Below are 9,112 nucleotides of genomic sequence, written 5' to 3' on the forward strand. Positions count from 1 at the left end.
GTCCGCCACCATTGACTTAACTTTTGTCCGTGTCGTGGATCTATCGCAAGTGTGGCATAAATAATGCCTAATAGGCATACCTGCTCAAAACATGATAACACGGACAAATCGATTCTAAGCATCCGCTGGTGGGGCCCCGCCCCCTTCCAACGGATACTAATAATCGGGCGTTACAGTCAATGGCAAGCAGCTACGCTGTGGCTCTGTGTTCCGCAAATGGTGGCTCTTTTATCCGCAATGAATGGCTCAAAACTCCGCAATCGTGGCTCAATTCATTCGCAATAATCAATCGGCTTATAAATCTATTTCATATGCTTTTTTTTTAGATCTTCAATACTAATTTCTACTCCTTCTCACTCTCTATTAAATAGCAATTCGGCTTTAGAATTGCAATACTAAATTTATTTAGTTTTCGTTGTAGCCTTAAAGGCTATATGGTTGCCATCAAGGCAACCAAAACCTTATTTATAGGAGATAATACAAATAACAGATGTTATATGTACTGAAAAAAGGATCTTCAAATCGAAGATCCTTTTTTGCTTCTTGTTGAGCTAAAACATCTTTCGCTGAACAAGAAGAGTTATTTATTTTCATATTCATTTCTCTTTTTAAGATATTCTTTTTTACATTTTACCCTGTTGTATTTGACTTCCTGACCTTGGGACCATTCTGTTGTTGTATCAAAAATCTTACTTAACGATTTCTTTTTTTCTTTATAAATTTAACTCCAAATACACCTTAAATCTACTTTTTTGGATAAAAGCCTATGCAAGATTAAAGATTCCATATATGATATAAACTGTAAATTCGTCAAAATATTTATATATCTTGCTAGAATTGGGGGGAGAAATAGTCAATATATGCAAAACGTTTTATCTAAGCGAAAGGTGGAAAATGAATTGAAAAAACTATTTATTATTGTATTAGTAATTATTGGTGTATTCATTTTATTTAATGTATTTAACTGGATTTTTATGACACAATAACAACTACCCTTAATAGATAGGCTGAAAATTATGTTTTTTAAAACTACTAATATATCAATAAAAGGAGCTTTTTAATGAGAAAACTATTTATTTTATTGTTATCTATGGCATTTTCTTTTGGTTTCTTTACACAAGCGCTCGCTGCACAAGAAGAAGAAAATTACTGGGAAGTAATCACTTCAATTGAACAATATATATCTTATCTTGAAGAGGAAAGTAAAAATGATGATCAGGCACAAGAAATTCTTGAGACATTTTTAAATCTTTCTGAAGCAGATCAAGAAAATTTTATTAAGGCTCTACAACCTGAAACTTATTTGGATATTATTGAAAAAGCATCTAATAGTCCAAACGAAATTATAAAATATGAACTAGATAATGGTGAGGAAATAGAAATAAGTAATATAGATACTATAGAGTACGAGGATAATTCAGTAGAGATGGATTTAATAGAGAATTTTGGTACTATGTCCACTATGTCTACTACCTATCGGGTAACAACACCTTGGGCAGTAAGTAAAATAACAATTTTTGGTGCTGGATTAACGGAATTTAAAACTAAGTTAGTTTATCAAAGCGATGGTAGTCGGGCGCTACAAGTATATGATCTAGAAAAAGATAGATCAAATTACAATCCTGCTTTTTGGGTAACTGATGTAGATTATACAAATCAATATGTTTCAGGTGGCATTGCATATGGTGGTTATCAATGGACCTTAAATGCTACTGGATCAGTCGGTTTTATTTCTGCTAATTATGATCAATACGTAAGGGCTAATCAAAATGGTACTAGACAGTTTAAAGTTAATTCTAATCATCATAATTTGGGATTTAATTGGAGGAACTTTTAGAACACCCAACCAATCAGGTTGACCCTTTTATCATGATTGTATACTGTATTCATTTTTAGTTTACATAAACCTAATTATAAGAAGCACGTAAAAAAGCCAAACCCATATATATAAAGGGTTTGGCTTTTGTTCGTTTTTTATCATTTATGCAGGATTTTATACATGGTTGATAAATCAACGTTTTTGGTTTCTGAAGAAGCTTAGTAGATGCATAAAAAAGTAGAATTTTATACAGTTTTTTTAGTTCTCTATCAGTTTTCTAGGATTATTTTCGTATGTAACAGGGACTGAACCTAGTTTCACCTTTTTCGTCATGATATCGGGTAGTACCAGCCAAGGTGTCACCACCCGCAATAAGAAGATATTCCCTACGATGATTTGTCTCAAAAAAGTTTGAAGTGAATATTGTTACAAGAAATTTATGTGACAGTATTTTGTTACATTGTCTTTTAGGCATTTGGTAGCCAATTTATACAAGGGGTATAGTCGTAACTAAATAGATCGTTTTTGTTACAGTCAATTAGGTAAACTCCTAATGAAATCAAGTGTTCAACATGACTCCAATTCCTTATTGCGGTTGGTAGCAGCTTCGCTGGTATTAGGCCGATATAGCGTCTGTAGCCGTCCGTGAGGATCTTCTTATAAGGGGAATAAGGAGTACTTCCTAAGATCTCTCAAATAAAGGCAATCTTTCAGGTACCTCGATTTTCTTAAGATACATCGTTCCCTGTTTATTTACCGAATACCCTAGCCCAAAAACCTTTTTTTTGGGCTGCCTCTTGCGCTTCTTTTTCCTCTTTCGTTGCCGCTAATTGTTTCTGTGTTTCTTTTTGCTTTTCACGAAAAGAAGCCATAAGAGCTTTATCACGTTTTTCTAAACTCTCTTCTATATATTTTTCCTGTCGGTCTAACCTCTGTACTAACTCTTCGTTAAATTGCCTCTGCTCCTCTTCCGACTTTTTCAGTCGTTCCAATTCTTCCAATATGTAACGCATTTCTTCACGACTTTTATCTACTGGCACGGGGGGCGTTCCATCGTTCCCTATGTTCTTTTTGAATTTCTCAACCACAACAACGGCGGCTCTTTCCTTCGTTACCTTACGATCTTTACTAAGCTCTTGAAATTGTTTAAGTGCCATTATGTCATGCTCGGTAAATGCTCGACTATCGTTCGCTCCTTTCGTAAAGACGTAGCCGTTCTTTTCTAATAGAATACACCACTTTCGCAAAGTACTATCTGCAATCCCTAAATGCTCCGCTACTTGATATGTCCAATACGCTGTTTCTTGTTGCATGTTGTCGGTCATAAGGCGTTCACCTTCTCGTTAAATTAGTCAATATTCATAATAAATGAGTATTCGCTGCTGTCTGCTAGATTCCTGCCTAAACACTCTAAGCAACCACTCCAAAAAAAGAGGGATGAGTAAAACATTCTGTTGGTTAAATCTTGTATTAGACCTAGTCACAGGGTTGCTGCTGTAGTCCGTCAGATAATTCACATAAAATGTATATCCTATTCTGGATCTATGTTATCTGCTCCCTACATGTAGTACTAAAAACGGTATTCGGTAGTAAAAATGTTACTTTGTTTTAGGGAATGAGTTTTGGTAATGCCCATAAACGGTCATTTATGGGACTAACTCGCCTATCAAATAACCAGAAAGTAGCTATCTACTTGGCTTTAAGGTTATCTGACGGATTAGAGCAGCAACCCTGTGACTAAGCCTTAAAGGCGTCTCTGTTGTTTTTAAGGTGATAAAAGGGTTTAACAAAGGTTATCTCTTAAAAGGGCTAGAATCGCCCCGTATGGCGTCTGTCAACGGTAAATGTCTGACTGGAGCGAAGTGGAAGGAATTTAAGGAGTTGATAGACTCACTATACCAAGACCCTCTTGGCATTGAACAAAAAAACCTTTTTTTGTTCTTGCCTACCGGCGAGGGAGCCCCCTCAAAATTGAGGGGGTTGGGGGTGTTTTTAAGAGGGGGTCAAGGGGAAAATTTCCCCTTGTGGGTTTGGGCAACGCCCAAGGTTTTTTGGGGTTTGGGGCAAGCCCCAACAAGCTGTATTTGGGTACCAAATACGAAGCTTGCCAACCCTCTAGTAATGTTGATATACTCAGAGTAGACGAACAGTCACAAATGAGTATGAGGCATTACTCCAAATTGAAAATTTGGTAAAGAGGGGCGGTCTTTTTGGGCGAGAACAGGAAAGAGAATCGACAGATTAAATTTCGTGTGAACGACCTCGAATTCCAAAGACTTGAGCAGATGGCGAAAGACTTTGGAATGAGTGTGCCTGTCTTCGTTAAGAAGAAGGCACAAGGGGCGAGAATGAAACCTCCTAAGATTGATAGAGAGGGAGCGTTCGAGATGGCTCGTCAGTTGCGAGGGATTGGCGTAAACGTCAATCAGCTATCAAAACGAGCAAATGAGGGAAAAGCGATTCCGAAAGAGGAATTGCAAGCAGTAGAAAGGGAGCTGCATGCATTATGGCAACAATTCAACTCGGCAATACAAAAGTAGCAAGTAAGCTGATTTCTTATGCTGAGAAGCGTTCTGAGGTGTCTTCAGGCCTTAATTGTCCTTCCGAGTATGCCAAGGCTCAATTTAAAGCGACAAGAGAATTGTGGGGTAAAACAGAAGGAATTCAAGCACATCATGTGATTCAGTCGTTTAAGCCTGGGGAAGTGACGCCAGAAGAAGCCAATGAAATGGGTCTTGCGTTAGCCAAAGAGGTTGCAGAAAAGCATGAAGTAGCAGTTTACACGCATACAGACAAGGAACACATACATAATCACATTGTCATCAATGCGGTCAGTTATGAAGATGGGATGAAGTATCAGTCTTCTAAAAAGGATTTGTATACCATTCGTGAAGCAAGTGACCGTCTGTGTCTGGAAAGAGGACTTTCGGTTGTGAAAGAACCGTCTGCAGAGCAACGCTATCATAGAGCTGAATATGGTCTTGCGAAGCGTGGCGAGATGAGTTGGAAAGATGAGATCCGTGAGGTCATTGACCATGAACGACAACAGTCGAAAAGCTATGAAGAGTTTAAAAAGAATGTAACGGATAAACACGGGATTGAGGTAAAAGAGCGTGGAAAAAACATTAGCTTTAAGCACCCAGATATGCAGAAGTTTGTAAGAGGAAAAACGCTAGGACTAGCATATGAAAGGGGAACGTTAGAACATGACTTTGCTAAAGAAAGAACAAGAGAGAATGGGCAAGAACGAGGAGAATCATCTTCTGACGAATTCCGAGGAGTTAATCGTACGTCTGAAAGCGACAGAGGGGTATCTGTCAACGTTTCTGAAGGAAAACATGAGCAAGGAAATAGCCATTACAAGCGAACTGAAAGAAATCAAAAACATGAGTCAAAACGTTCAGGAGCAGATAAAATCGACTTCTCAAAAATCGATAAACAGCTTACAGACCGTAAACGAGGACTACAAAAAGCACATCAACAACAACATTCTGACATTGGCAAAGATGGTGGAGAAGTTGGAAAAGGAATTAAACATGAACAGGGCAACGATCGACAAGGAGCTCAAAGAGATAAAGAGCGAGATGCAGAGCGAAATAAAAAGTCTGAGCCAGAGCGCTCGAAACAGGTTGAACGAAATCGAACAAATCACCAATCGCATGGTCTCGAACGCTAGAAAACAGATTTTCCTTAATTATTGGTTAGATGTGGCAAAATACGGGCTAGGAACAGCTGTATTCGTTGTTCCGTTGTATATAGGAATAAAGTATTTATTTAGTCTTTTCGGCGTTGAGTTGCCTTAGGAGATGGAAGTCATGATTTGTTCTTACTGTGGTTTGGAGAATATCGAATATGCTGAAACTTGTGGTTTCTGTGATGCTCCTTTGAAGAAGCAGCGCCCAAAAATGAGAGAGTTTGTTTATTTAGATCAATGCAAATTGCCTTTTGATCAGCTGTCGCTCTTTCATACCTATGATTTATTGATTCTGCTTCGATTGGTGAGGGAAGAAAGGTCAAAATGTTATTACCTCATGAGAGGCGTTCAGAAGGGCTCAGAATTGATTGAAATAGATTCGGAGACATTAGGCTTTGCAGAGAATGAATATAGACGTTATACGGCTCGTATGAGGGTTATAGAGGGTATCTTAATTGATCGAATGGGATACAAGCCTAAAAGAGTTGATGATAAATTGTTAGAGAGTTTGAGAGTAAAGATTGAAAAAGGATAGAAAAAAGGGGATTTTATTGCTATTGTCGAAACATAGAGAAATGAGAAAAACCGCCCTGTCTTTGGTCGGATAGGCGGTTTCTCAACAACGTACAAGGGATTAGTCCCTTTATTCACTTATAGGATAATTATATTCTATCATATGGGGGCTAATTCCTGCTACATAGGGAGAGGAATTAGTATGAAAAAGAAAACAGAATTTATGATTAATGCTTTAGAACAAGCTGAGAAAAAGGCTAAAAAAAGAGATTTTGAGAAAGATGAAGTTGAAAGAAAAAAAATAGAAGAAACTAAAGACTCCTTGTTAAAAGACCTCGAAAGACTTACTGGCGAAAAACATTACATTGGAACTGAAAAAAATATTTTTGCAGGGGAGCCATTTTCTCAAAATATGCATAGAAATCTTGACTTACTTGTTCAAATTGATTATTTAACTCAAGCAGAGGAAAGTTTTTTATTTCGTGTTCAAAATTATTTAGAATTTAAGACTAATGTTATTCTTAAAAGAGAAGATAAGTTTTCACCAAAGAAAAAAAAGGATGAAGAATTCACTTTAGCAAGATCAGCGACGGTTTCTGATATTGCAGAAATGATTGGTAAATCTCGTACAGCTACCTCTCTTATCATGAACTCATTGAAAGAAAAAGAAATTTTACTTAATCCTGAAGGAGCAGGACTAATTACTGAAAATGGACGTTCTGTTAGTCCTAGAACATGGATTGTAAATCCTTATATCATTATATGTGCTCCTAGAGCTCGTACTGTCGAACTAGATGGCTTAACTATGAGACTATTTCAACATTCTTTAAAAAGGCTTAAAGATCAAAATGGAAAGAAAGTAAGTCTTCCTTCTAGATTTTTTTAAAGTAATTTTAGATGATTTTGACCGTATCTATTTTTGATACGGTTTTATTTTTTCCTTTTTTTAGGTGTTATGTTTTCTTAACACTTTTACTCTAAACTGTTAAGATTTCTTAACACCCCTAAAACACCAATTAAACCAGTCATATCAAGGCTTTAATCCACTTTTCACAAACCCTCTCTATTATCACTATCTTTTAATAGCAATTCGACTCTTGTTTTGCAATACTAAATTTTATATTTTTTTCGTTGTTGCCTTAAAGGCTAAAAGGGTTGCCATCAAGGCAACCAAAACCTTATATCTAGGAGTAATAATAATTAACCACATATAGACATAAAAAAAGACTGTTTTGAAAACAGCCTCTTAAAAAAGACCTTTAGCTAAGATTTTGGATTATTCTCCTATTTTTCCTTCATCTTTATACGGACGAATAAAAGTATGCGAGGTACCATTCATCTCTAATTGAATTCGAGTAATTAATTTTTCCTCCTCCAACTCCTTAATCCATGAACTAATTGTTCTTGTTGATCTACCAAAATACACTGATATCTTGTCAATACTATGAAAGCATTCTCCGGTCTGATTATTTGCATGTAAACCAAAATAAATAAATAACGATACAGCCCCTCCCGATAACCTGGATAAATGTTCTTTAAAATCATAAAACACTGGGAAAAAGCCTTTTTTATTTAAAAAATTAGTGTCTCTCCACTGAGAATGTTCTTTTCTTAGCGTTGTTGCTTTAAAACGGTTAAATTCATCTTTTTTCTTATCCATATTATCCCCCTTATGAAAAAAAGTTCTAATTAGTATAGAAATTTTCTTCTAACTAACTATAGTAAATTTAACTATAGTGTAACAAATAAATCCAAACGAGGGAATCAGAAGATTCCCTCGTTTGGATTTATTTGTTACACAGTATGACCTGTTAAAAAAACAGTTTCACGTATAAGATAAAAGTGAAATAAGATACTAAGAAGGAGGGGGAAATAATGGCTTTAGGAGGATTATTAGACCGAGTGCAAAAACTCCAAAACGAAGATCATAGCGATATAATAAAAAAAGATATTCGTAACGGTAATCTAATCGTCAAAAATGTTCCCCATGCAAAATACCCTAATGGATTCGGTCCAGACGGAAAAGACGCATATTTACCTTCACATGTTGTTTATAATCTAACGATTATTTTTAATTACATGATCAAAAACAAACGTTTAAACTTCAACTTCGAGGATCTCGACCTCATAAGATAAAAACCTTCTCCTTAATCATTGGTGAAGGTTTTTTTTGTGAAGGTTTTCCCGTCAAACGAATAAATGTTTTGAACTGCATAACCAGTTTCTTTAACCACAATCATAGTTACTATTAAGATCCCAATTGCAAAATTAACAATAATATCAACATCTCGATCATCGTACTTACAATTTAGACCAAAGTTTAAGTATGGATGTCCCTTCCATTCAGCAAACTGATTAACCTCTTTCGAATCAATTAACGATTGAGTAATTTTCTCTAAGGTTTCCTGATTAATACTAAACTTATAATTTGGTCCTAGAAGTTCTAACTCCTCTTCTGATAATCGTTCAATACGAGTTAAAACTCTTTCAACAGCATGATCTGTAAATCCAAATCCTCGTTTTACCATTAATAATCTTTTGGGATCTCTTGTTGAATCTAAAATGTTTATAATACTATCCTTAACTAGAACCACTTCTTTTCGCTGATCCTTAGTTAATGGGATTTTAATTCCTTTGGCAGCAGATAACCATTGTCCTTCTGTTTTACTTCGGGATTTCCTTTTAATAATTTTAATTTGATATGGAAATAATGGAGTACTATCTTCTTTTAATAATATCTCTTTTCCCCTTACAGGAATTTTAATTGGCACCACAACTGGTGTTTTAGCAGGTTTTCCAGCCACCGACCAATCCCCCCTATCAACTTAAACTTTTTTCTCTAATAGATGCTTCTTTTAGGATAGCATAAAATATGTATATAATTTTGAAATAGAGATAAAATTTCCCTAAAAAACCGATCAAGGCGATCGGTGAGTATTGCGGTCGGAATGAGCCGGTATTGCGGAGTTTTGAGCCACTAAGTGCGGGGAAGAGAGCCACTATCAGTAAAGGCTACTCTACTGCCATATGTAGAGTAAATCCGCTAGTCCGCCACCATTGACTTAACTTTTGTCCGTGTCGTGGAT

The 9,112-nt window shown here is 36.1% G+C and carries 10 protein-coding genes; 7 read left to right on the forward strand and 3 right to left on the reverse strand.

The features are described 5' to 3' along the window. The first annotated feature begins 860 nt into the window (after positions 1-860). Positions 861-986: a hypothetical protein gene (locus tag SAZ04_RS21180; protein WP_332699340.1), complete on the forward strand. Its 126-nt coding sequence runs from the start codon at positions 861-863 to the stop codon at positions 984-986. Between the two features lie 74 nt (positions 987-1,060). Beyond that, entirely contained in the window at positions 1,061-1,837 is a 777-nt protein-coding gene (locus tag SAZ04_RS21185) for a hypothetical protein (protein WP_332699343.1), read from the forward strand. Between the two features lie 731 nt (positions 1,838-2,568). Here the strand turns inward: SAZ04_RS21185 and SAZ04_RS21190 are convergent. Then, complete coding sequence (locus SAZ04_RS21190; RefSeq protein ID WP_332699346.1) at positions 2,569-3,144, reverse strand: DUF3967 domain-containing protein; 576 nt, start codon at positions 3,142-3,144, stop codon at positions 2,569-2,571. Positions 3,145-4,029: 885 nt separating this feature from the next. Here SAZ04_RS21190 and SAZ04_RS21195 point away from each other — a divergent pair. The 4 genes from SAZ04_RS21195 (at position 4,030) to SAZ04_RS21210 (ending at position 6,912) form a co-directional block, all read left to right on the forward strand. Continuing rightward, positions 4,030-4,359, forward strand: coding sequence for a plasmid mobilization protein (locus SAZ04_RS21195; RefSeq protein WP_332699349.1), 330 nt, complete (start codon positions 4,030-4,032; stop codon positions 4,357-4,359). Then, positions 4,326-5,495, forward strand: a complete 1,170-nt coding sequence (locus SAZ04_RS21200; RefSeq protein WP_332699352.1) for a relaxase/mobilization nuclease domain-containing protein — start codon at positions 4,326-4,328, stop codon at positions 5,493-5,495. Before SAZ04_RS21195 ends, SAZ04_RS21200 begins: the two co-directional genes overlap by 34 nt. A 139-nt stretch (positions 5,496-5,634) precedes the next feature. Further along, positions 5,635-6,048 (forward strand): hypothetical protein, encoded by a 414-nt coding sequence (locus tag SAZ04_RS21205; RefSeq protein ID WP_332699355.1) that lies wholly within the window; start codon positions 5,635-5,637, stop codon positions 6,046-6,048. A 180-nt stretch (positions 6,049-6,228) separates the two neighbouring features. Continuing rightward, the gene (locus tag SAZ04_RS21210; RefSeq protein WP_332699359.1) at positions 6,229-6,912 is read left to right on the forward strand and encodes a Rep protein; all 684 of its coding nucleotides are present in this window, start codon (positions 6,229-6,231) and stop codon (positions 6,910-6,912) included. A gap of 390 nt (positions 6,913-7,302) precedes the next feature. Here the strand turns inward: SAZ04_RS21210 and SAZ04_RS21215 are convergent, their stop codons facing one another. Beyond that, positions 7,303-7,686: a helix-turn-helix domain-containing protein gene (locus SAZ04_RS21215; RefSeq protein WP_332699362.1), complete on the reverse strand. Its 384-nt coding sequence runs from the start codon at positions 7,684-7,686 to the stop codon at positions 7,303-7,305. Positions 7,687-7,901: 215 nt separating this feature from the next. Here SAZ04_RS21215 and SAZ04_RS21220 point away from each other — a divergent pair, with 215 nt between their 5' ends. Continuing rightward, entirely contained in the window at positions 7,902-8,162 is a 261-nt protein-coding gene (locus tag SAZ04_RS21220; RefSeq protein ID WP_332699364.1) for a hypothetical protein, read from the forward strand. 11 nt (positions 8,163-8,173) lie between these two features. On the opposite strand, the gene SAZ04_RS21225 is transcribed toward SAZ04_RS21220, so the two are convergent. After that, on the reverse strand, positions 8,174-8,830 hold the full coding sequence (locus SAZ04_RS21225) for a hypothetical protein (protein WP_332699367.1): 657 nt from the start codon (positions 8,828-8,830) through the stop codon (positions 8,174-8,176). Between the last annotated feature and the right edge of the window lie 282 nt (positions 8,831-9,112).

The organism is Halalkalibacter lacteus (assembly GCF_036663595.1).
GTDB lineage: Bacteria > Bacillota > Bacilli > Bacillales > Bacillaceae_D > Halalkalibacter > Halalkalibacter lacteus.